The organism is Martinezella hainanensis (genome assembly GCF_900094555.1).
In the GTDB taxonomy this organism is placed as follows: Bacteria; Pseudomonadota; Alphaproteobacteria; order Rhizobiales; family Rhizobiaceae; genus Rhizobium; species Rhizobium hainanense.
This window is the reverse complement of the sequence record NZ_FMAC01000005.1, coordinates 154,330-177,627: the sequence shown is the minus strand read 5'-3', so window position 1 is coordinate 177,627 and position 23,298 is coordinate 154,330. Positions and strand designations below refer to the sequence as shown.

Below are 23,298 nucleotides of genomic sequence, written 5' to 3'. Positions count from 1 at the left end.
GACGGAACCACAACCCAGTTCGTGGTTCATTCATTGGCAACAGAGTAGTCTCAGGCAAATTATCGGATGGCTCGAAGGGCTCCGCGAAGAACAACGAGCGTTCATTGATGAGAGGCGCCTTTCGCCCGTGACACGCCTTCTCTTCTTAATTTGAGATAATACAACCTGTAATTGCCATTACCTTGACAAGGTATGCGATAAACTTGATATTCACATTATCTACGCACGCATTAGGCTATATGCGGCGCGAGATTGCTAGAAAAATTCGCGAGCATTTATGCTTATATCTGTAAATTTCGGTAGATATAAAAACGAAGGGACAATGATAGAGGCGCGCACTTGCTGCTATGGGGCTAGGTAGTCCGATCCATGTCATCGACTCGAAAAATTCGACAGAATATCGACTCGCCAGGCTGAATTTGCGTGTTCGATGATGGACTTTAAGTCGTATCCGAATTGGGATCGGCGAGAATTCCTTGGTCCGCCATTGCGGAGATCTGGGAAAAGCCGAACTATTAGAAAATATCTGCGGCCTCGAACGAATTCGCGAGGCTGTTTGTCGAGGCAATGCCATCAATCAATCGTGATTTTTGATCCAAAGTATCGTCCGCAGTGCAACGAAACTGATAAATTTCACGCGCATCTGGTTGTCACAAGAGCCGTCGGAAGACGGTCCAGCCGACAAATGTTGGACCAGAATGTCGGCACGCCTCGACCAAGTGGCCATATGATAACCTCCAAAACGGCTTTGCCAGCCGGATATTCCACCAACAAACTGCGACGGCTCGCGCCGTCGCAGTTTGGCATTTCATTTTGGAAGTTGCGCGCCAGCCTGCTTCACCGCATTTGCAACGGTTTCACAGAACTGCTTTTCAGTCACGTTCTGCGCTTTCGTAACGGCCGCAAGGTCCTGATTCACACCCATGGCAGAGATCTTACCCTTTTCGCCCTCTTGCTCGGCTGCATCGCCCTTCGCCGTATCCGAAGGCGCCGGTATGAGAGCGAGCATTTTTGTCTGGATCTCGACAGCGGCCCCATCGATGTGGCCCGCGTTCTGGCAATATTTCAGCACGCCAAGCTGATTGCGTGCCGAATTATAAGCCAATTCCATTTGGTCGTTTGATACCTGTGCATAGCTTGGCACGGCAAATCCGAATGCCACAATACCGATCAGAATGATCTTCCGCATATGAAACTCCTGATTGCTTCAACATGCTGCGATGTATCCTCGAATGCCTCAAAGGCAATAGCTGCAAAGGCCGGGAAGTATTCTACCCAGGAGGGCATCGTCGTGAGGACCGAAAGAACGCCACAGCCTTCGATATCATCGTGGTTGCCGACGGAACCTGCCTATCCCACAGCGGTTAGCGCATAGGCCCGCTCGGCAGCAATCACACGGAGTCTCCGGCTCCCGCACCGGGCGCCTGGCGCGATGACGCCAATGGCAACCAGTCATTTCCTGTGGGAAAACTTAAAACTTCATCCGGCCAACACATGGCACCGGGATCGATGTGGCAGTAATCCGGACGCGCCCCGACCGCTTTGACTGTTCGGGTTTGCCCCCGCATGGCCGTCACGCGGCCGGGGCATCGCAAGAGCGAAGGACAAGGGTCGACGGCTTCACCCGCGACATCCTTCGACAACAGCAACATCAGGACCTGGAGGTCTTACATGAAGAAGCATATTGCTGCCGCCGTTTTCGCTGCTGCACTTTACACCTTTGCCGGCGCCGCGCATGCCGATTGCGGTTCGGTCTCGATCGCCGAAATGAATTGGGCGTCGGCCGGCGTTGCGGCGAATGTCGACAAGATCATCCTCCAGGAAGGTTATGGCTGCTCCGTCGAACTCTTGACAGGCGACACGCTGCCGACCTTCACCTCGATGAACGAAAAGGGCCAGCCGGACGTTGCACCAGAACTCTGGATCAATGCGGTGCGCACGCCGCTGGACCGGGCGGTTTCCGAAGGCAGGCTGGTCGTGGCGGCCGGCATTCTCTCCGATGGCGGCCAGGACGGCTGGTGGATTCCGAAGTTCCTGGCCGACGCCCATCCCGATATCAAGACCGTCCAGCAGGCGCTGGAACACCCGGAGCTCTTCCCTGCTCCGGACGATCCGAAGAAAGGCGTCATCTATAATTGCCCGCCCGGCTGGCAATGCCAGGCATCGCTCGGCAATCTCTTCCGGGCACTCGATGGCGAGAAAAAGGGGTTCGAGATCGTCGAGACCGGCTCGGCCGCTGCCCTTGACGGCACGATCGCCAATGCCTTCGAAAAGAAAACAGGCTGGCTTGGCTACTATTGGTCGCCGACATCAATCCTCGGCAAGTATCCGATGGTGCGCCTCTCCTTCGGCGTGCCCCATGACAAGGCCGAGTGGGATGCCTGCACCTCGGTCATGGATTGCGCCAACCCGAAGGTCAATTCCTACCCCGTCTCCGAAGTCTATACCGTCGTCACCAAGCAGTTTGCGGAAAAGGCCGGCGTTGCGATGGATTATCTGAAGAAGCGGAAATGGTCGAATGATCTGGTGAACGGCATTCTTGCCTGGCAGACGGATAACCAGGGCACCAACGAAGACACGGCCCGATATTTCCTGAAGAGCCATGAAGACATCTGGACGACATGGGTAAGCCCGGACGTCGCTGCCAAGGTGAAGGCAGCCCTCTAAAATCCGAATTTGGAGACGCGGCTACTCACCGCGTCTCCAGCCGCATACCTATGCGCGCGAATGCACCAACCAGCGACTTTAGATACCGCAGCGAAAAAACTTGCTGTTGGGGGTGGGCAGAAAAACAATGCACGCTATTTGATGCATATGAGCGGGGAGAAATATTAGCTCGGTGGAGGAGGTCGTCCGGCACGAAGGAAGAGGATTCTTATGCCCAATTCAGTTTTGAATGCCCTTGGACAGCCACTTTACTATAGCGACACGTCGACAGGCTTCTTTTCCGCCACCGGCTCTGGCCCGGTGCTTTACGGCACTGCCGGCAACGATTCCATGTGGGGTGACGCCTCCGTCAACGTGACCATGATGGGCGGCACCGGCGACGATATCTACTATCTCTATTCCAGCATCAACCATGCCTATGAAGCGCCCAATGCCGGCATCGATACCATCAATACCTGGATGGATTATACGCTGCCCGAAAATTTCGAAAATCTGACGGTCACCGGCAACAACCGCCATGCCTATGGCAATGACGCCGATAATATCATCACTGGCGGCAGCGGCAGCCAGACCATCGATGGCGGCGCCGGCAACGACGTGCTGACCGGCGGCGGTGGCGCCGATACCTTCATCATCAGCAAGGGCAACGGCAGCGATCTCATCACCGATTTCAGCGATGATGACAAGGTCAGGCTCAATCAGTATGGCCTGACGTCGTTCGATCAGGTTGTCAGCCATTCCACACAGGAAGGCGCCAACATCCGGCTCGATCTCGGCAATGGCGAAAGCCTGGTCTTCGCCAACAAGACCATCTCCGACCTGCATGAAGACCAGTTTCAGCTCGGGCTCGACAGATCGTCGCTAACGCAGACCTTTTCGGATGATTTCAACTCGCTCTCGCTGCACGAAGGAACGCAGGGTACCTGGGATGCGAAATACTCCTGGGCGCCGGACAAGGGCAGCAGCCTGAACGACGAGCTGCAATGGTACATCAATCCTTCTTATGCGCCGACCGCATCCGCAAACCCGTTTTCCATCTCCGATGGCATTCTGACGATCACGGCGAAGCAAACACCGGACGCCTTGAAATCGATCGTCGAGAACCATGATTATACGTCGGGCATTCTGACCACCCAATCCACCTTCTCACAGACCTACGGCTATTTCGAAATGCGGGCGGAGATGCCGCATAACCAAGGCGTCTGGCCTGCTTTCTGGCTGTTGCCGGAGGATGGTTCCTGGCCACCGGAACTCGATGTGGTGGAAATGCGCGGGCAAAACCCGACCACCGTCAATGTGACGGTTCATTCGAATGCCACCGGCGAACACACGAAAACGTCTATTCCAGTGGAAGTGCCGAGCACCGATGGCTTCCACAATTACGGCGTGCTCTGGGACAAGGATCAGATCGTCTGGTATTTCGACGATGTTGCCGTTGCCCATGCCGACACACCGACCGATATGCATGGCCCGATGTACATGCTGGTCGATTTAGCCGTCGGCGGCGTGGCGGGCACTCCGACGGACGGCCTCCCCAACGGGTCCGAGATGAAGATCGACTATATCAAGGCCTATTCCCTGGACGATCATAACGCCCAGCTTGCCGCCTCGACACAATCCGCCCACACGACGGACTGGCATATCTGACGGGGATCAAGTTACCCTGAATGTCCGAGCGGCAGGCATTCGGGTTGGGTCGGGCTACCGCTCCACGCCATTGCTGCCGCGCGGCTCCATTCACCGATCAATCGTGGCGGCGAGATGGATTTCTTAAGTCATGACCTGGATTTGCGTCTTGACGGAATTGGCGATGAAGCACTGCTCATGCGCCAAGTGATGCAGTTCCGCCTGCATTGCGGCGTTTGGCGGCTCCCCGGCATAGACGATGGTCGGACTGAGTTCGACACGGCTGACGATCAATTTGCCGTCTATCTTCTCCATCACGCCGGTTACCTTATCGGTATAGCTCTCGACGACGATCCGCTTTGGCGCGGCGAGCGAGAGAAACGTCAACATGTGGCAGCTGGAGATCGCCGCGATATAAGCCTCTTCCGGATCGACGTTGGCTTCCACAGAATAGGGAAGCGGAACGATATGCGGCGAGGCCGACGCCGGCACGACTTGCCCACCATCAAAGCGCCAGATGTGGGCACGGCTGTAGCGCTTGTCGGTAAATACCGCTCCTTCTCGCTCCCAATGAACCTCGACGGTCATTTTCATGATCAATCATCCCTTGTCGGCATGGAAAGAAGTCTTGCAGTCGTTTGAGTAAGATGGTGGCGAAGATGCTCCACAGCGGCGGAGACATCTTGCCGCGCACAAGCGGCAACGATTGCCGCATGCTCCTCGAAAAATTCACGGCGCTCCTCGGCGCCATGCTTTTGATGAAGGCATGCGCGTCGAGATTCCCGCCGAAGCGCTTCTATGGTTCCAAGCAATCGAGTATTTTTACACCCGCTGTATAGGATGCGATGGAATTGATGGTCGAGTTCTTCAATCCGCAATGGATCGTATTCCGAGAATAGCTCATCGTTGAGCCTCTCAGCTTTCCGCAAGAGGGGCGACGTGAGCAACGGGGCCGACTGCTCCAAGGCAGCGACCTCCAGAATAGCCCGAAGTTCGGTAAGTTCAGCAGCCTCCCGCTCCGAGAGAATCGCCACGGCAAGGCTTCTGTCAGGGCGTCGCACGACCAGGCCGCTCCCAAGCAGCTGGTTCAAGGCCTGCCTGACGGGCTGGCGGCTGACGCCGAAACGCTCAGCAATCAATTCCTGCTTGAGGACGGAGCCTGGCGCCAACTGGCCCGACTCGATTTCATCCTGCAGTTCGTTAAAGATAGACTTTGGATCCATGGATCCAAAGTAATATACTCCCTCAAAGCTGGTCAAGTCTCAATCGTCGATGCTCCTGTTCGATCGCGGCTCTTCTCGCCTTTCCGCCTTGGCTGGATAGACGCAGCACTCCGAGCCCACACGCTGCCCGCCCTTCTGGCAACGGCCATTTCACGACAGATCGCAAATGGATCTCCGCCCTAGTCTTCCCTGAACGCCCGCCTGATCTGATCGGTCATCGGCTTTGTCAGGTAGGCCAGGACACTTCGCTGGCCCGTCTGCAGGAAGGCTTCCACCGGCATGCCGGGCAGCGGCGTAAGCTGCCCCAGCCGATCCCATTCCGGCTTTGCCACCTTGGCCCGCACGACATAATAGCTTTGCCCCGAGCGTTGGTCCGTCGCCAGATCCGCCGAAATGGTAGCGACCTGCCCGTTCAATTCCGGCGTGATCCGTTGATTGAAGGCAGGAAAACGCAAGGACACCGTCTGCCCTACGGTAATCTGATCGATATCCTGCGGCGCAAGTTTCAGCTCCGCCACCAGTGCGTCCTTGTCCGGGACAATCTGCAGGATCGCTTCGGCGGGCGAGATGACGGCGCCTTCGGCATGGATGCTAAGCTGATCGACGATCCCCGCCTGCGGTGCCTTGATGTCGATCCGCTTCAGGTCGTCTTCTGCCGCGATCAGACGCTCGGAAAACTGACCGCTATCGCTTTCAGCCTGACGCAGTTGCTCGGATACTTCCGAACTGTGATCGGCATCGATCTGCAGGATCTGCAGCTCGGTTTCCGCGATCTTGCCCTTGGTCTGGGCGATCGAAGAGACGAGGTTGCCGAGATCGCCGTTCAGCGAAGCGCTTTCCCGCTGCAGCGAGTAGACCTTCGTCGCGGAAATGATGCCCTGATTGAGCAGGCCTTCAAGGCTGCCGAGCTCCTTGGCAATCAGCGCGATCTCGCGTCGCTTGCCCTCTTCCTGCGCGATGAGACCTTCAATCTCCTGATTGAGCTGTTGAATGCGCTCATGAAGCTGCGACTTCTGCCCGTCGCGCGATGCCTGGCGATCGCGAAAGAGCCGACGCTCGCCTGCCAGAATCGCTGCTACATCAGCATTTTCGGCGGACGAGAGCAGGTCGATCGGAAAGTCGATGTCCTGCCGGCCGTCGCGCTCCGCTGCCAGACGCGCGGTGCGGGCGGTAAGTTCGTTGAGCCGTTTGCGGATGATCGAGAGGTTGGCTCTGGTCTGGGTATCGTCAAGCCGGACGAGCACCTGTCCTGCGGCAACATGATCGCCGTTCTTCACCAGGATCGTCCGGGCGATCCCGCCCTTCAGGTGCTTCACCGGCTTCACATAGCTGTCGACGACGAGCGTGCCGGAGGCGACCACCGCACCGGAGATCTTCGTTGCGGCGGCAAGGCCGCCCATGACGCCGAACAGCAGAAGGATCGCCGCGACCACCAGCAGCGACAGGCGGCGGATCGTCCGCTCGGTCGATGGCGAGGCCTTGTCGATCATCCGTGCGTCTCCCCGCCGGCAATGGCCAGATGGGCCGTTCCAACCTGCTTGGGCGACGGGCCGAGGATATCCTTCTTTGACCCGAATGCCTGAACCTGGCCGCCGGCAACGATCATCACCGTATCGGCGGCGGCCAGAGCGCTCGGCCTGTGGGCAATGACGATCGCAATGCCGCCCCTGTCCTTCACTCCTGCAAGGGCGGCTGTCAGCGCCGCCTCGCCTTCCGCATCCAGATTGGAATTCGGCTCGTCGAGGACCACCAGGAAGGGATCGCCGTAAAGCGCCCTCGCCAAGGCGATACGCTGCCTCTGACCGGCCGAAAGGCGCGATCCGCCTTCGCCGATTTTCGTATCGAAGCCATCAGGGAGCTTGACGATCATGTCATAAACGCCTGCCGCCTTTGCTGCAGCGATGATCGGCTCGGTTCGCAGGTCTTCGGCAAAACGTGAAATATTCTCGGCGATCGAGCCATCGAAGAGGTCTACATCCTGCGGCAGATAGCCGATATGCCGCCCGAGTTCGTCAGTATCCCATTGCGACAGCGCGGCGCGGTCGAGCCTCACTGTGCCGATGGCGACCGGCCAAAGGCCGCAAATCGCACGCGCCAGCGACGACTTGCCCGATGCGCTCGGGCCGATGACACCAAGCACTGTCCCCGCCGATATCTTGAACGAGACATTGCGCAGGATAAGATCGCGGCCACCCGGAGAGGTAAGGCTGATATTCTCGACGCTGAGCTCTCGCGACGGTGATGGCAAGGCGAATGCCTGCGGCTCGGGCAGCGCGGCATCAAGAAGTTTGGCAAGCCGCGTCCAGCCCTGACGAGCAGCAACGAAGCCCTTCCACTGGGCAATTGCAAGCTCGACGGGCGCCAGCGCTCGCGTTAACAGGATCGAGCTGGCGATAATGATGCCTCCCGTCGCCTCCTGCCGAATGACGAGGATCGCACCGACGGCAAGGACACCAGATTGCAGCATCATGCGCGCTATCTTCGCGGCAATGGTCAACGCGCCGACGACGGTGCTCGCCGTCAGCTGATGCCTGAGATAATCATCATTCATGGCAGCCCACTTATCGGTGAGCCGGCCGGAAAAACCCATGGCGACGGCAACCTCCCAGTTGCGCCGTGCCGCCTGGGCGAAGCCGAGGCGCGCCGCCGAAGACTTGGCCGCCTCCAGGGCCGGTCGGCGCGACAGCATTTCGGCAGCGACGGTAATGACGACGAGCAGCAGAGCACCGCATAAAGCAGTGAAACCGATCCAGAAGTGGAATAGAAAACAAAGGATCAGATAGAACGGCACCCAAGGAAGATCGAACAGCGCCGTCGAACCGCTGCCGGAGAGGAAGGAGCGGATCTGCTCGAGGTCACGGACGGATTGCAGCCCATCGTCCGACGTCTGTTTTTTGCTCGGCAGGAACAGAAGCGCGCCGAAGACCTTCCTGTTCATGCGTTCGTCGAGCGACATGCCGATGCGCACAAGCAGCATGGATCGCAGGAATTCGATTACACCCTGAAACAGATAAAGGGTCACGACGATGATGACGAGACCGGACAGCGTTGGCAGGCTATGGCTGGGAATGACCCGATCATAGACCTGCAGCATGAAGAAGGAGCCGGTCAATGCCAGCACGTTGATGGCGGCACTCGCCAGGGCGATGCCGATGAAGGCCTTGCGAAGCGCCGACAGCATCAGCGCAACGAATGTCTGCGGCGGGTCTTTCGGGACGGCAAGCACCTCGCGTCGATCCTCAACATTGGCCGCCGCGTACGGCAGGAATTTACATGACACCCAAAGCACCGCCTCCCGCTCAGCGCCATGGACCTGCAAAGCGATCGCCTATGGCCTCCGCCATCATCCCCGCTTCGCGCCTAACCTTCGACGATCCCACGCAATTTAGGAAGTCGAAATCTACCCAGAATGCAGTTTCGGTGAACCCAACCTTATCGCGGAACGCCTTGTCCACTTACGGGACAATTGCGCCATGAAATGGGGCAGCAGCCTGTTCCGGCAAGATGCCTGATCCATCACATCAGGACGAGCAGGCGGCGTCTTGCCGCCTGCGTCCGCGTTCAATCGAATTTCTCAGCCGTGTCCGCCTTGCCTTTGACCCAATAGCCGGATGCCTTAATCCAGCTTAGCGGATAGCCACGCTCCTCGACGAGGTAGGAACGCAAGGCGCGTGTGACGGAAGCCTCAGCCGCTATCCAGACGAAAGTGCCGGGCTGCAGGTCTACGGACTGAAGAATTTTCATCAACGCGGAGGGATCGGTTGCCTCCGAAAGGGGCCGATACGCCCAGCGCATATCCAGCTGCGCGTCGGTTTGAAAGGTCTGATGTTCAGCAGCGCCGACAACTGCCGCAATGGCCGTTACACGCACACCCGCGCGCGCCTCTTCAATCCGGCGGCCGATCGCAGGCAGTGCCGTTTCGTCGCCGATCAGCAGCCAGTTCTCGATATCGGCGGAGACAACAGCCGAACCGCGCGGGCCGCCGATCTCCAGCCCGTCGCCGACCGAAGCATCGAGCGCCCATTGTGTGGCCGGTCCCGCCTCATGGACGGCGAAATCGATGACGAGTGTGCGTGCATCGGTATCGTATTGGCGAGGCGTATAGTCGCGCCGCTCCATCTCCTCGCCCGCGCCCGGCACTAGAACCTTGATGTGGTCGTCGGGCGCAAGGCTGACGAAATCGCCGAGATCTTCACCGGCCAGCCGGATGCGCAGCATGCCGGGCGTGATCCTCTCGATTGCCGTCACCGTCAGGGAGCGCCGCTTCAGCTCATGGCGCACACGCTCGATCTTCGGTGCAGAGATGGCCGGGTTGGAAGTCTGGGGGGTATCCATTGGTGTCCTTTCGAGGCTCTTCAATCTCGATCCGCAGGACACAGTCGCGCAGACCGAAGCCGCAGAGCCGTTCGATCATACGCGTTGAGTGACGTTAACGCTTACGTGGCCAAACAACGTCCAGCCAATCTGCGTTCTCTATAGAAGAAGAGTTCTCACATCGCAACGAAAAGATGATAATTTAAGACAAGTTTTTCGAGACACCGACAATCTTCGTTGTGGCAGATCGGCGCGACCCTGTGAGCCGCGCCGATTTCCATTGAGTTACTGCAGTGCCTTTTCCATCAAGCGCGCCAGACGCTCGGCAAAGGCGCGCGGATCAGCGGGCTTGTCGCCGTCGAGGACGCGGGCCTGATCGAGCAGCAGGAAGGCGGCATCGTCACGCAGGGACGGCGCATCCGCCTTGGCGGCAATCGCCTTCACGACCGGGTGATCCATGTTGATTTCGAGGATCGGCTTGGCACCGGACTGCAGACGGCCCGCCCCCTGCAGGATCTTTTCAAGCTGGCGGTCATAGCCCTGCTCGGCGGCAACGAGGCAAACTGCACTTTCGACGAGGCGATCCGAAGCGCGCACGTCTGAAACCTCGTCGGCGAGCTTCTGCTTGGCGTATTCGAGGAAGGCCTGCACGTCGGCCGGCGCGCTTTCGTTTTCCGGCTTGTCCTCGTCCTGCTTCTTGAACTGGGTGAGATCGGCGGAGCCCTGCGTGATCGACTTGAGGCTCTTGCCCTCGAATTCAGGAGCGTTGGTCACCCAGAAGCTGTCGACGGAATCCGTCAGCAGCAGAACTTCGATGCCACGGGCGCGGAAACCTTCCAGCTGCGGCGACGCCTTCAGCTGCTCCAGGCTGCCGCCAACGAGATAATAGATAGCCTGCTGGCCTTCCTTGGCATCCCTGACGTAGTCGGCAAGCGAGCGATAGCCATCTCCCGAAGTGGTCGTGCGGAAGCGCGACAATGCCAGAAGCTGCGATCGACGCTCGAAATCCTCGTAGATGCCTTCCTTGATGAGGCTGCCGAAATTCTCCCAAATCTTCAGGAAGGCGTCATGATCGCTTTCCGCCTGCTTCTCGATCGCCGTGATGATGCGATTGGTCACACCCTTGCGGATCGCCGTCAGGATCGGGCTCTCCTGGATCATCTCGCGTGAGACGTTGAGCGGCAGGTCCGACGTGTCGACGAGGCCGCGCACGAAGCGGAGATAGCGCGGCAGCAATTCCGCCTCGTCGGTGATGAAGACGCGCTTCACATAGAGCTTCATGCGGCCTTTGCGATCCGGGTCGAAGAGATCGAAAGGCTGCGAACCCGGCACGAAGGCGAGCGCCGAATATTCATGACGGCCCTCGGCGCGGAAATGCACCGTCAGAGCAGGTTCATCATACTGACCCGACACGCCACGATAGAAATCGGTATATTCTTCCGCCGTGATATCGTTCTTCGACTTGGTCCAGAGCGCGGTGCCGTCGGTGAGCTGCGTTGCCTCCTCGCCCGGCTTTTCGGCGATCTTGATCGGCACCGGCACATGGCCGGACTGTTCCTTGACGATGCGCTCGACGCTCCAGCGCGACGCATAGCTCTTCGCATCCTCCATCAGATGCAGCGTGATACGGGTGCCACGAGCCGGCGCTTCGCTCACATCGACGGGGGCAACGCTATAGCCGCCCTTGCCGTCCGAAGACCAGAGCCAGGCGTCTTCGGCACCGGCGCGGCGCGAGACGACATCGACCCGGTCGGCAACCATGAAGCAGGAATAGAAGCCGACGCCGAACTGACCGATCAGCTGCGCGCCCTCGCCTTGCTTGTTGGCTTCGATGCGCTCCATGAAGGCGCGCGTGCCGGAGCGGGCGATCGTGCCGAGCGCCTCGATCATCTCGTCGCGGCTCATGCCGATGCCGTTATCTTCCACGATGAGCTTGCCGCCATCGGCATCGAGCGTCAGAAGGATGCGGCTGTCGGGATCGTTGGAAAGCAGGCCGGGGTGGGCAATCGCCTCATAGCGCAGCTTCTCGCAGGCATCCGCCGCATTCGAGATCAGCTCGCGCAGGAAGACATCCTTGTCCGAATAAACCGAGTGAACCATCATGTGCAGAAGGCGGGCAACGTCGGCCTCGAAGACGTGGCTTTCGGCGGTATTTTCTGCGGTGGTGGTCGTCATAAGCGTCTAGTCTCCTGGGAATAACAAAAGTCGCGCCGCACAGGTGGCGGAAGACGAGCGAAATTTCAAGCGGGCGTTGTCGCTCCGAGCTCAAAACGGGGCAAGAGGATTGCCGTTCGGCAAGTACAATCGTCAATTCGGCGCGTTGTTCCAGGCTTCGGTCGAAAAGGCCGACCGAAGCCGCCTCGTATCGCAAGCTGATGATTGCCATCCTCGCGGCGTTGCTATAATAACTTGAGTTTAATCTGAAGGATTATTGCGCAGGAGCGGTACCGGAAGCAGCAAATGACGTTTCAGCCTAAAATGCAGAACAAGATCGGAGGCTTTTCCGTCATCGGCGGCGTGCATCGCCGCTATTGGAACGGCATGGTGGCCGATATCTGGAACGTCAATTGTGCGGCACAGGCGGGCGGATACTATGTGGCGCGCGATCCGCGCCTGTTCATCCTTCTGGAACAGCGTGGCGCAGGCACGACCGATGTCCGGCCCTCGCCTCGTGCACGGGGCCGGCTGCAGGACTACGATAGCGGACGCATCTCCTATATTCCGGCCGGCATGGAGCTATGGGTCGACATGGCAGGCGTCGAGTTCGTCCGCCACCTCGATATCCATTTCGATGCTGACATCATCAGCCAGCGCCTGATGAAAAATATCGATCCGGCGCAGCTTGAGCGGCCGCAATTGCATTTCAACGACCAGCGCGTGATGACGCTTGCCGAGTTGATCGCTGCTGAGTGCGAAAACCCCGAGCCGCTGCACGATCTGTACGGGGACGGTCTGACACTTTCGTTGCTGATCGATGTGCTGCAGTTGCGTGGAACCCAGCCGCGCAAGCGCAGCGGCCTCGCCACCTGGCAACTACGTCGTGCGGTCGACTATATCGAAGAGCACTGCACGCGAGCCATCCGCCTGGAGGAGCTGGCAGCACTGACCGGCCTCTCGCAATCGCACTTCAGCCATGCCTTCAAGGCATCGACGGGTCTGCCGCCGCATCAATGGCAAACCCAGGCCAGGCTCGAACGGGCCAAGCAGCTTCTTCTGAACAGCGAAATGTCGCTGACAACAGTCGCCGTCGAAACCGGCTTTGCCGATCAGGCACATTTCACCCGCGTCTTCCGCAAGAATGTCGGCACCGCGCCGGCCAGCTGGAAGCGCAGCAGGCTTGCCTGAAAACCACAGTCCGCGAGCAATTGCGCGCCCTGCGGAGAATTGCCCAAAAACATTCAATTTCCCCCGTGACAGACAAGCCGCGTCGGTAAATATGAGTTAACTGCTCATCTTATCGAGGGATCGGCTGTGAGGCCGAACGGGCGCAAGAATTCGGGACAAATAACTAAAATGCAGGGATTGAAGCAGGACGTATCGCGAGCGCAGCTCATGGCGACGGGCGTGGCCATGATCGCGCTGCTGGCGGGCTCTAAGGTCATGGCGCAGGAAACGCCGACCGAGCTGCAGCCTTTGGTCATCCAGGGCTCGCAGCAGAAAAGCGAAGCCAGCGGCACGGCGCCGGTCAAAGGCTATGTCGCCAAGAAGACCACGTCGGGCTCGAAATCCGACACGCCGATCACCGAAGTACCGCAGTCGGTCTCTGTCATCGGCCAGCAGGAGATGCAGGATCGCGGCATTACCAACAAAGTCGATGAGGCGCTGCGCTATACGCCCGGCGTCACCGCACAGCCCTTCGGCAATGATGGCGATACCGACTGGTTCTACATTCGCGGCTTCGACGCGACGCAGAGCGGCGTCTTCATGAATGGCCTGACGCTCTACAGCTACGGCTTCGGCGGCTTCCAGATCGATCCGTACATGCTTGAGCGCGTCGAAGTGCTGAAAGGCCCCTCTTCCGTGCTTTACGGCGGCGCCAATCCGGGCGGCCTCGTCAACATGGTCCGCAAGGAGCCGACCGACACCCCCCAATATTCGACCGAGATCGGCATCAACAATCTCGGCAATGCCTTCGTCGGCTTCGACTTCTCCGACAAGCTTTCGGCCGATGGCGTCTATCGCTACCGCCTGACGGGCAAGATCGCCGGCGGCGACACCTATAGCGACGGCACCCATGATCTGCGTGGCTTCATCATGCCGCAGGTCACCATCTCGCCCGACGAGTCGACCAAGCTGACCGTCTTCGGCATGCTGAGCGGCCTCGACGAGATCCACAGCGGCAACGGCTTCTTCCCCTATGTCGGTACCGTCGTCGATGCACCTTTCGGCAAGATCAAGCGCGATGCCTTCTATGGCGAACGCAGCATCGACAATCTCAAATATGCCCAGCAGATGCTTGGCTACGAATTCTCGCATGATTTCGACGGCGGCTGGACCGTGTCGCAGAATGCGCGTTACGGCCATCTCTACAAGCGCGAGGAAGGCCCGTATCTGAACGGCTATGTGGATGGAAATCCGCTTAGCCCAGGTTATGACGATCCGAATTATATGCTGAACCGCATCGGCTTTTTCGAGCGTTCGAAGGTCGATACGTTCTCGGTCGATACCCGCGCGGAAAACAAGTTCGACACCGGCCCGATCAGTCATGATTTCCTGATCGGCACCGATTATTCGATCTATCGTCTCGACCAGATTCAGGCCTGCTGCGGCTCCAACCCGATCAGCGCCACCAACCCGGTCTACGGCACCACGCAGGGCACGAACTTCGTCTACCTCAATCAGGTCATGACGCAGCAGCAGCTCGGCATCTACACGCAGGACCAGATGCGCTTCGGCGATGGCTGGCTGGTAACGCTCAACGGCCGTTACGACTTCGTCGATACCAATTCAGACTCGAAGATCGGCACCACCTACAAGTCGAACGAGAACGCGCCGAGCGGACGAGCCGGCCTTGCCTACGAGTTTTCCAATGGCATCACGCCCTATATCAGCGCCGGCACCTTCTTCAATCCGCTGATCGGCACCAGCGTCAGCGGCGGCGGCCTGACGCCGGAGAAGGGCGAGCAATACGAGGCTGGCATCAAGTACGAGCCCGACTTCATCGACGGCCTGTTTACGGCATCCGTCTTCCAGATCGACCGCAAGAACATGGCGCTGACCGATCCGGTCACCTTCCTGCAGCGCCAGGTCGGCGAGGTCCGTTCGCGCGGCGTCGAATTCGAAGGCAAGGTCAATCTGGACGACAACTGGAAGCTGCTCGGCTCCTATTCCTATACCGACCTCGAAGTCACCAAGGATCTGGACTCCTCCATCATCGGCAACTCACCCTATCTGGTGCCGAACTCCACCGCATCCTTGTGGCTCGACTATGCCTTCACGAGCGACGCGCTTGACGGCCTCAGCATCGGCGCCGGCGTGCGCTACCAGGGCAAGTCCTGGGCGGACCAGGCCAATACTCTGCGCGTACCTTCGGCAACGCTTTTCGACGCCGGCATCCGCTACGAGAAGAAGGGCTGGGGTGCCGCACTCAACGTCTCAAACCTGTTCGACAAGGAGTATGTCTCGGGTTGCGCGGGCGAGAACGTCTGCGGCTATGGCGAAGCAAGAACCATCACCTTCAAGCTCAGCAAGAAGTGGTAAATTGACAATCAAAGTATACTTTAATTGTCAATCATGGCAAAGAGCCGAGGATTGCCACAACGCAATCCTCGAACTCGTTTGAAACCAAAGGCGACGCTCCAATATGACGGCAAGAAGCGTTCATAGGTTGTCGCGTCGGCAGCTGCTGGCCATGACGGGCACCGCTGTGCTAGCCGGCCTGACGCCGGCACGCGCTATGACGAGCCCGCGCGTGGCGACGCTCGATTGGGCCATTCTGGAAACCCTGCTGGCGATCGGCGCCAATGTGGTTGCCGGTACCGAACTGCTGCAATTCCGAGACGTCGCCGTCAAGCCAGCCATTCCGGCAGGCGTTGCCGATCTCGGGCTGCGCGGCACGCCGAATTTCGAAGTTCTTTATGCCGCCAAGCCGGATCTGATCTTCAATTCGAATTTCTATGCCTGGGCCGACGATCGCATGCGGCTGATCGCGACAGTCGAGAGCCATGCCGTCTATCAGCCCGGAGCCAGCCCCTATCAGCTTTCCGAAGAGATGACGCTTGCGATCGGAGAACGGCTCGGCTTGTCCGCGGCCCGTGCCCTCGTCGAGGCGACGCGGGAAAAGCTTGAAGTCTATCGCGACAGCTTCGGCAAAGGAGACCATCGTCCGATCCTGCCGATCAATCTGGGTGACTCCAGGCACTTTCGCGTCTTCGGTTCCGACAGCATGTTCGGGGAAGTTCTGACCCGCACTGGCCTCACCAATGCCTGGCCGGACCTGACAAGCTATTCGGCGACCGCCCCCGTCGGCATCGAGCGGCTTGCCACCATGCCGGACGCATGGATCGTTCTCATCCCGCCGCATCCGGCCGAAGCTTTGGCGGAACTCCGGCAAAGCGCCTTCTGGAACGCCCTTCCCGCCGTGCGGCAGGGTCGTGTCCTGATACTCGGCTCAATCAATCCCTATGGCGCGCTGCCGGCTGCCGAGCGCTTTGCCGATCTGCTGGCGGGAGGGCTCGCCCGTGCATGGAATGGTTGATCGGCCCGTGATTGCCAAAGACATATCGCTGGTACGCAATGGGGCGCTGCTAGGTGCTATCTGCATCCTTGCCTTTGCGGCACTCCTCTTCCAGCGGCCGCAGCTTGCCGCCGATATGCGCGATGCAGCCGCCCTCAACCATATCCTGCTCATCGATAGCCTGCTGCCGCGATCGGCCATCGCGATCATCGCCGGCGCGGCACTCGGCCTTTCCGGCGCCTTGTTGCAAAGGGTGCTGCGCAATCCGATCGCCGATGCCTCGACGCTCGGGATCGCCGCCGGCTCGCAGCTGGCGATGACAATCGCTGTCGGGCTCTTTCCGTTGCTGATCGGCCTGCCGCGCGAAATCTCCGCCTTTGCCGGCGGACTTGCGGCCGTCCTCATCGTTCTCGCCTTGAGCTGGCGCCGTGACCTCGATCCGGTGACGGTGGCGCTGTGCGGCATGATGGTGACGTTGGTCGCCACCTCGCTTAGCGTCACCATCATCCTTGCGCGCGGCGAATATGCCATGTCCGTGTTCATCTGGGGTGCAGGCGCGCTGAACCAGCAGAGCTGGGATGGCGTCATCACGCTTGCGCCGCGTCTGATCATCGGCTTTGCCGCTGCATTGGCATTGGTCCGTCCGCTGACGGTGATGAGCCTGGACGACAGCAGCGCCAAGAACCTCGGCCTTGCATTGCACAGCATGCGCTTTGCCATTCTGACGCTTGCCGTCTGGCTTGCGGCTTCGGTGACGGCACAGGTGGGCATCATCGGCTTTCTTGGGCTGGCAGCACCTCACATCGCCAGATTCTGCGGCGCGCGTCGCACCAGGCAGCTGCTGATCGCCGCACCCATGGCTGGAGCCGGCCTGCTGTTCCTGACGGATTGCCTGGTGCAGCTCCTTTCGCCGGGGTTTACCGACCTTGCCCCGACGGGAGCAGCGACCGCGCTCCTCGGCGGGCCACTCTTGCTTCTGCTTTTGCCGCGCCTGCATTCCGGCAACGCGCTCCGCACCGACGGCACCCCGCGGGCGCGACTGATGATTGCAGCGCCGGGACGAGCGCTTATTTTGCTCGCGATGGGCTTCGTTCTCCTGATCCTCTTTGCTCTGTCACTCGGGCGTAGTTTCGACGGCTGGCACGTAGCGCTCGGCAGCCAGTTCTGGGACCTTCTGCCTTTCCGCCTGCCGCGCACCGTCGTTGCAGCGACCGCTGGCGCGATGCTCGCCGCAGCCGGGTTCATCATGCAGCGCCTCACCGCCAATCCGCTTGCAAGCCCCGAGGTCCTGGGTGTGAGCGCCGGCGGCGGCGCGGGGCTGACCATCGCGCTCTTCCTCTTTGCATTTCCCTCGCCCGCCATCACGATCACGGCGATGACGATAGGCGCGCTGATCGCGTTCCTGGCCATGATGGCATTCAGCGCACGGGGAGGCTTCGGCCCCGAGCGATTGCTGCTTTCGGGCGTTGCCATCGGTGCTCTCTGCATGGCGATCGTCACCGTCGTTCTCTCCCGCGGCGATCTGCGCGCCTATCTCCTGCTGAACTGGCTGTCAGGCTCCACCAACCGGGCCGGCGCCTTCGACGCCTGGACCGGTATTATTTCGCTTGCGCTTCTCGTTCCGGTCTTGCTGATCCTGCGCCGGTGGTTCGATGTTCTGCCGCTTGGCCGCGACGTCTCGCGCTCCATCGGCCTTTCGGTTGCGGCGAGCCGGCTCGTTTTGGCGATTCTGGCGGCCCTCCTGACCGCGATCCCCTCTTTCCTCGTCGGTCCGCTTAGCCTCACCGGATTGATCGCGCCGCATCTTGGCCGCCTCATCGGCTTCCGTAGCACCGTCAAACAGCTGGCCGCGAGCTTGTTGCTGGGCGCCATGCTGCTCGTGCTGGCCGACTGGTTGTCGCGAATTGTGATCTTTCCCTATGAGGTTCCCGTCGGCCTGTTCGCGGCCTTGATCGGCGGCCCCTATCTCATCTGGTTCCTGACCCGCAAGGAGACAAAGCAATGATGCACGCAAGGGATTTCACCGCTTCCGGCGTGGCGACCCACAGGGATGCCGGTCAGCTGCTGGATCAGTTCTGCGCGCGTTTTGCCGAACACGTCACCATCACGCGGAGCGAGGCCGGGGCGCGCCTCGATACCGTCATCGGCAGTGCCGATATCGCCGTCAGCAATGATCGTCTCGACATCAAGCTGCGTTGCCCGACGGCAGCTATGCTCTTCACGATCCGCAGCATGGTTGCGGAAAACCTGTTTGAACTCTCCACCGGCAATGCGCTCGACCTCAATTGGGCCGATGGGCCGCAACCAACAGCCATACCGAATTTCCGCGAAGTCAGCGTCGTCGACGCCTACGACATTGCCCCGCATATGCGTCGCGTCGTGGTGGCGACCGATGACGCCAGGCATTTCGTCGAGGGCGGCATGCATGTGCGACTGCTCATCCCACCGAAGGGTCGCGAACCGGTCTGGCCGCATACGGAGCCGGACGGCCGCATCCATTGGCCGAAGGGCGATGATGCACTGACCATCCGCGCCTACACGATCCGTAGCATCGATCTGGACCGCGGCGAGATGAACATCGATTTCGTCGTGCATGAAGGTGACAACGTTCCGGGCGCGACCTGGGCGATGACTACGCGTGCCGGTGATCGTGTTGGCCTGATCGGGCCTGGAGGCGGCGGTGTGCCGGCAGCACGCAAGCTCATTCTCGCCGGCGACGAAACCGCATTGCCTGCCATTGCCCGCATCGCAGCCTCCGTGCCCGCCAATGCCGAACTGCGCATCTTTCTGGAGGTCGCGGACAAGCAGGAAGAGCAGCCGCTGACCTCAAGCGCGTCGATGGATCTGACCTGGCTGCATCGCAACGGTGCACCGGCGGGAACGACAGACACCCTTGAGCGCATCATTCGCGATCTCGTGCTCGCAGCCGATCCGGAAACCTATGTCTGGGCCGCCTGCGAGCAGAAACAAGCCCGCGCCATCCGTACTTTCGTCAAGACAGAGATAGCGCGCGATCCTGGCACCTTCAGCATCGCCGCCTATTGGCAGAAGTGCTGAGGAATTAGCCAATAAGCGGCGCAATGTGACTAAAATTTAGGCCATTTAATAATACGCCTAATATTTCATCGAACGACACTTGCCCGCTTTGCTGCGTTGCGTCATAAAGACGGCATGAGCCGTCTCGATCTAACCATTCTTGTGATCGATGAAAATGCGATCCGCGCCTCTATCATCGAGGAGGGTTTGCGGGAGGCTGGCCATGCGCGGGTGACTGTCATCCATGAAGTGCAGGGCGTCGCACGCACGATCGAGACGTTACGCCCCGACGTCATCATCATCGATCTCGAAAATCCGAACCGCGACATGATGGAGCATCTGTTTCAGCTGACGCGGACGGTGGGGCGGCCGATCGCCATGTTCGTCGATCGCTCCGACACGGCCTCGATCGAGGCGGCCGTCGAGGCCGGTGTATCGGCCTATATCGTCGACGGCCTCAAGAAGGAGCGGGTAAAGCCGATCCTCGATATGGCCGTCAGCCGTTTCAACGCCTTCAGCCGGCTGCAGCGGGAGCTGGCGGAAGCCAAGTCGGCGCTCGAAGAACGCAAGGTCGTCGAGCGCGCCAAGGGCATCTTGATGAAAATGCGCGGCCTTTCGGAGGACGAAGCCTTCGCGCTGCTGCGGCAGACGGCCATGAATGAGAAGAAGAAGATGTCCGAGATCGCGCAAAGCGTCGTGACAGCAGCGGGGTTGCTGATGTGAGTATGCGGAGACCCTTCCTGTCCGCCGCCCTGAGAGGGGAGACATCGGAGTGAATATGAGAGTGCAAGCAGCCCGTTCCGCCAAGGTCCAAAAGGCAGGCAACAGCAATGCTTCGGCGCCTGCCAAGATTACCAGCGAAGGCCCGCGCACATTGCGCGCAGGCTTCATTCCGCTCGTCGATGCGTCAGTCCTGATTGCGGCTGCGGAATTCGGCTTCGCCCGCAAGGAGGGGATCGCACTCGATCTCGTCAAGGACGTCTCCTGGGCCAATGTCCGCGACCGGCTTGCCTTTCGCCAGTTCGACATCGCCCATATGCTCTCGCCGATGCCGGTCGCAGCCATGCTCGGGCTTGGCTCGAACCCCTCGCCGACGATTACGCCATTCTCGCTCGGCTGCGGCGGCAACGCCATCACCCTCTCGACGCGGCTGTTCGACCGCATGTGCGACGAAACAGGTCTTTCCGACCAGGCAAGCGCATTGGAAAATTCGCAGGCGCTTGCGAAAGTGGTCGACACCATGAAGGCGCGCGGAGAGCAGCCGCCGACGCTTGGCATGACCTATCCGTTCTCGTCGCATAATTATGAATTCCGCTATTGGCTGGCCGCCGGCGGCATCGATCCCGATCGCGACGTGAAGCTTGTCGTCGTGCCGCCGCCTCTCACGTCCGATGCGCTTGCAGCAGGGGCCATCGATGGCTTCTGCGTTGGCGCGCCCTGGAACATGGTCGCATCCGAACGAGGCGTCGGCCGCATCGTCGCGGCCAAGCAGGATATCTGGCCATCCGCGCCGGAAAAGGTGATCGGCATGCGCCCGGAATGGGCCGAAAGCCATCCCGAAACCGTTTCGCGCCTCATTGTGGCGCTGGACGCGGCCGCGCGCTGGTGCGACCAAGCGGAAAATCACGACGCCCTTGCCGAAGCGCTCGCCGACCAACACTATATCGCGGCCCCCGTCCACATCATCCGCCATGTGCTGGCAGGCGAATTCAATCTTGATGCCAGGGGCCACCGCCGCATCATCGACAGATATTTCAGTTTCCATGGCAGCTTTGCCAACTATCCACGCCCGAGCCAGGCGCTTTGGATCTTCAGCCAGATGATACGCTGGGGACAAAGCGCACTTTCCGAGCAGAACATGAAGATGGCAGCCTCGGCCTATCGTTCCGACCTCTATCGGCTGGCGCTCGGCGAGGAGGCGTCACCCGATGATGCCGATATCCGCATCGAAGGCGACAGGGACGGCAATCGCTTCATGGACGGGCATGTTTTCGATCCGGCAGAGATCGCCGCCTACATCGCCGGATTCGCCGTAAAAACGACAAGCGCGACGCGCTCTTCGAGCGACGACATCTAGCCTCCGACCATGCTGCACTGCACAGAATAAGCGCAGGATCGAAAGTCGTAGGAGCGGCATCCGCTCAAAATATTTGCAGAAGCCGCAACTGCCTGCAAAACAAGCCGCCACATCATTTTTCCGAATAATCAAGCAATTACAATGCCATGACATCGCCGCGAAAAACTGGCACGCGGCTTGCTTATTTAGTTTTGCTTCGATCAACGGCGATCGAGGCAGGCAATGCGCGGAAAACGCGCTCGCCAAAGACATCGACGTCGCAAGGTTCTTGCCCCGGGGATTCCTTTCCTGTCCCGGGCCGCATCGACCGAGCGGCGTTTTTTTATGCCCGAAATCCAAGCGTCACGAGCAAAACAAGGGGAAACTGCAAGTGAAAACAATTCTGTCCGGTGGCGTTACGCGCCGAAACCTATTGAAGACGTCCGCCACGGCAGCCCTGATCGGCGCCGTCAGGACAGCCTTCCCCTCCGGCGCTTTTGCAGCGACGGCCGGACCTGAAGTGACAGGGGTAAAACTTGGTTATATCGCGCTGACGGACGCCGCGCCGCTGGTCATTGCCAAGGAAAAGGGCCTGTTCGAAAAGCACGGCCTTCCCGACGCCGATGTCGCCAAACAGGCATCCTGGGGCGCGACGCGCGACAATCTCGTGCTCGGCGGGGCCGCAAACGGCATCGATGGCGCCCACATTCTCTCGCCACTCCCCTACCTCATGCATACCGGCAAGGTGACGCAGAACAACCAGCCCGTGCCGATGGCGATCCTCGCCCGCCTCAACTACGACAGCCAGGGCATTTCGGTCGCAAAGGAATACGCCGACACCGGCGTCCAGCTCGACGCTTCCAAGCTGAAAGCCGCCTTCGACGCGAAAAGAGCCGCAGGCAAGGAGATCAAGGCGGCCATGACCTTCCCTGGCGGCACGCATGATCTGTGGATCCGCTATTGGCTGGCCGCCGGCGGAATCCACCCCGACAAGGACGTCTCGACCATCGTCGTGCCGCCACCGCAGATGGTGGCGAACATGAAGGTCGGCAACATGGACGTCTTCTGTGTCGGCGAACCCTGGAACGAACAGCTCGTCAACCAGGGCATCGGCTTTACCGCCTGTACGACCGGAGAGATCTGGAAGGGCCATCCGGAAAAAGCCCTCGGCATGCGCGCCGACTGGATCGAGAAGAACCCGAAGGCCGCCAAGGCTTTGCTGATGGCGGTCATGGAAGCCCAGCAATGGTGCGACAGCATGGACAACAAGGAGGAGATGGCCACCATCCTCGGCAAGCGGCAATGGTTCAACGTGCCGCCCAAAGACGTGCTTGGCCGCTTGAAGGGCGACATCAACTACGGCAACGGCCGCATCGCCAAGGGTACCGATCTTTACATGAAATTCTGGAAGGGCGGCGTTTCCTATCCCTATCAGAGCCATGATGCCTGGTTCATCATCGAGAACATGCGCTGGGGCAAGTTCGCACCCAACACCGATATCAAGACGCTGGTCGGCCAGGTGAACCGCCAGGATATCTGGCGCGATGCCGCAAAGGATCTCGGCGTTGCCGCATCGGACATTCCGGCATCGACGTCTCGCGGCAAGGAAACCTTCTTCGACGGCAAGGTCTTCGACCCCGAAAACCCCACTGCCTACCTCGAAAGCCTCTCGATCAAGGTGGCGTCGTGAAGCTTGGCAC

Annotated in this window: 17 protein-coding genes and 1 pseudogene; 11 read left to right on the top strand and 7 right to left on the bottom strand. The window is 59.8% G+C overall.

Annotation, left to right across the window (positions count from 1 at the left end; translation table 11 throughout):
- Positions 1-453: 453 nt before the first annotated feature.
- Positions 454-519, top strand: a pseudogene (locus GA0061100_RS35605) (hypothetical protein); the annotation flags it as partial.
- A gap of 289 nt (positions 520-808) precedes the next feature.
- Here GA0061100_RS35605 and GA0061100_RS17430 read toward each other — a convergent pair.
- Complete coding sequence (locus GA0061100_RS17430) at positions 809-1,189, bottom strand: pore-forming ESAT-6 family protein (RefSeq protein ID WP_075853976.1); 381 nt, start codon at positions 1,187-1,189, stop codon at positions 809-811.
- Between the two features lie 482 nt (positions 1,190-1,671).
- Between GA0061100_RS17430 and GA0061100_RS17425 the strand changes: the two genes are divergently transcribed.
- The gene (locus GA0061100_RS17425; RefSeq protein WP_075853974.1) at positions 1,672-2,667 is read left to right on the top strand and encodes an ABC transporter substrate-binding protein; all 996 of its coding nucleotides are present in this window, start codon (positions 1,672-1,674) and stop codon (positions 2,665-2,667) included.
- A gap of 210 nt (positions 2,668-2,877) precedes the next feature.
- Entirely contained in the window at positions 2,878-4,314 is a 1,437-nt protein-coding gene (gene eglC, locus GA0061100_RS17420; RefSeq protein WP_075853973.1) for an endo-1,3-1,4-beta-glycanase EglC, read from the top strand.
- Positions 4,315-4,437: 123 nt separating this feature from the next.
- On the opposite strand, the gene GA0061100_RS17415 is transcribed toward eglC, so the two are convergent.
- The 6 genes from GA0061100_RS17415 to htpG form a co-directional block, all read right to left on the bottom strand.
- Positions 4,438-4,887, bottom strand: coding sequence for an OsmC family protein (locus GA0061100_RS17415; protein ID WP_075853972.1), 450 nt, complete (start codon positions 4,885-4,887; stop codon positions 4,438-4,440).
- 2 nt (positions 4,888-4,889) lie between these two features.
- A complete protein-coding gene (locus GA0061100_RS17410) occupies positions 4,890-5,552 on the bottom strand; it encodes a GntR family transcriptional regulator (protein WP_244557866.1) in 663 nt (220 codons plus the stop codon).
- A gap of 143 nt (positions 5,553-5,695) precedes the next feature.
- A complete protein-coding gene (locus GA0061100_RS17405) occupies positions 5,696-7,006 on the bottom strand; it encodes an HlyD family type I secretion periplasmic adaptor subunit (RefSeq protein WP_075853970.1) in 1,311 nt (436 codons plus the stop codon).
- Entirely contained in the window at positions 7,003-8,742 is a 1,740-nt protein-coding gene (locus GA0061100_RS17400) for a type I secretion system permease/ATPase (RefSeq protein WP_075854307.1), read from the bottom strand. Before GA0061100_RS17400 ends, GA0061100_RS17405 begins: the two co-directional genes overlap by 4 nt.
- Before the next feature lie 335 nt (positions 8,743-9,077).
- A complete protein-coding gene (locus tag GA0061100_RS17395) occupies positions 9,078-9,851 on the bottom strand; it encodes a siderophore-interacting protein (RefSeq protein WP_075853969.1) in 774 nt (257 codons plus the stop codon).
- Between the two features lie 264 nt (positions 9,852-10,115).
- A complete protein-coding gene (gene htpG / locus GA0061100_RS17390) occupies positions 10,116-12,005 on the bottom strand; it encodes a molecular chaperone HtpG (RefSeq protein WP_075853968.1) in 1,890 nt (629 codons plus the stop codon).
- A gap of 285 nt (positions 12,006-12,290) precedes the next feature.
- On the opposite strand from htpG, the gene GA0061100_RS17385 reads away from it, so the two are divergent.
- The 8 genes from GA0061100_RS17385 to GA0061100_RS17350 all read left to right on the top strand — a co-directional run bounded on the left by GA0061100_RS17385 (position 12,291) and on the right by GA0061100_RS17350 (position 23,288).
- Positions 12,291-13,175: an AraC family transcriptional regulator gene (locus GA0061100_RS17385; RefSeq protein WP_075853966.1), complete on the top strand. Its 885-nt coding sequence runs from the start codon at positions 12,291-12,293 to the stop codon at positions 13,173-13,175.
- A 168-nt stretch (positions 13,176-13,343) separates the two neighbouring features.
- Positions 13,344-15,530: a TonB-dependent siderophore receptor gene (locus GA0061100_RS17380; RefSeq protein ID WP_075853965.1), complete on the top strand. Its 2,187-nt coding sequence runs from the start codon at positions 13,344-13,346 to the stop codon at positions 15,528-15,530.
- Positions 15,531-15,681: 151 nt separating this feature from the next.
- On the top strand, positions 15,682-16,527 hold the full coding sequence (locus GA0061100_RS17375) for an ABC transporter substrate-binding protein (protein WP_244557865.1): 846 nt from the start codon (positions 15,682-15,684) through the stop codon (positions 16,525-16,527).
- Positions 16,520-18,511: a Fe(3+)-hydroxamate ABC transporter permease FhuB gene (gene fhuB / locus GA0061100_RS17370; protein ID WP_075853963.1), complete on the top strand. Its 1,992-nt coding sequence runs from the start codon at positions 16,520-16,522 to the stop codon at positions 18,509-18,511. The genes GA0061100_RS17375 and fhuB overlap by 8 nt, the downstream gene beginning before the upstream one ends.
- The gene (locus GA0061100_RS17365; protein ID WP_083961377.1) at positions 18,508-19,563 is read left to right on the top strand and encodes a siderophore-interacting protein; all 1,056 of its coding nucleotides are present in this window, start codon (positions 18,508-18,510) and stop codon (positions 19,561-19,563) included. The genes fhuB and GA0061100_RS17365 overlap by 4 nt, the downstream gene beginning before the upstream one ends.
- 114 nt (positions 19,564-19,677) lie before the next feature.
- A complete protein-coding gene (locus GA0061100_RS17360) occupies positions 19,678-20,265 on the top strand; it encodes an ANTAR domain-containing response regulator (RefSeq protein ID WP_075853961.1) in 588 nt (195 codons plus the stop codon).
- Positions 20,266-20,320: 55 nt separating this feature from the next.
- Positions 20,321-21,619, top strand: coding sequence for a CmpA/NrtA family ABC transporter substrate-binding protein (locus GA0061100_RS17355; RefSeq protein WP_075853960.1), 1,299 nt, complete (start codon positions 20,321-20,323; stop codon positions 21,617-21,619).
- 370 nt (positions 21,620-21,989) lie between these two features.
- Complete coding sequence (locus GA0061100_RS17350; protein ID WP_075853959.1) at positions 21,990-23,288, top strand: CmpA/NrtA family ABC transporter substrate-binding protein; 1,299 nt, start codon at positions 21,990-21,992, stop codon at positions 23,286-23,288.
- The last annotated feature ends 10 nt before the right edge of the window (positions 23,289-23,298 follow it).

Coding starts and splice junctions, on each gene's coding strand:
- GA0061100_RS17430 (WP_075853976.1), bottom strand. CDS start 1,189: ATGCGGAAGATCATTCTGATCGGTATTGTGGCATTCGGATTTGCCGTG.
- GA0061100_RS17405 (WP_075853970.1), bottom strand. CDS start 7,006: ATGATCGACAAGGCCTCGCCATCGACCGAGCGGACGATCCGCCGCCTG.
- GA0061100_RS17385 (WP_075853966.1), top strand. CDS start 12,291: ATGACGTTTCAGCCTAAAATGCAGAACAAGATCGGAGGCTTTTCCGTC.
- eglC (WP_075853973.1), top strand. CDS start 2,878: ATGCCCAATTCAGTTTTGAATGCCCTTGGACAGCCACTTTACTATAGC.
- GA0061100_RS17375 (WP_244557865.1), top strand. CDS start 15,682: ATGACGGGCACCGCTGTGCTAGCCGGCCTGACGCCGGCACGCGCTATG.
- GA0061100_RS17380 (WP_075853965.1), top strand. CDS start 13,344: ATGCAGGGATTGAAGCAGGACGTATCGCGAGCGCAGCTCATGGCGACG.
- GA0061100_RS17395 (WP_075853969.1), bottom strand. CDS start 9,851: ATGGATACCCCCCAGACTTCCAACCCGGCCATCTCTGCACCGAAGATC.
- GA0061100_RS17365 (WP_083961377.1), top strand. CDS start 18,508: ATGATGCACGCAAGGGATTTCACCGCTTCCGGCGTGGCGACCCACAGG.
- fhuB (WP_075853963.1), top strand. CDS start 16,520: ATGGTTGATCGGCCCGTGATTGCCAAAGACATATCGCTGGTACGCAAT.
- GA0061100_RS17355 (WP_075853960.1), top strand. CDS start 20,321: ATGAGAGTGCAAGCAGCCCGTTCCGCCAAGGTCCAAAAGGCAGGCAAC.
- GA0061100_RS17425 (WP_075853974.1), top strand. CDS start 1,672: ATGAAGAAGCATATTGCTGCCGCCGTTTTCGCTGCTGCACTTTACACC.
- htpG (WP_075853968.1), bottom strand. CDS start 12,005: ATGACGACCACCACCGCAGAAAATACCGCCGAAAGCCACGTCTTCGAG.
- GA0061100_RS17415 (WP_075853972.1), bottom strand. CDS start 4,887: ATGAAAATGACCGTCGAGGTTCATTGGGAGCGAGAAGGAGCGGTATTT.
- GA0061100_RS17360 (WP_075853961.1), top strand. CDS start 19,678: ATGAGCCGTCTCGATCTAACCATTCTTGTGATCGATGAAAATGCGATC.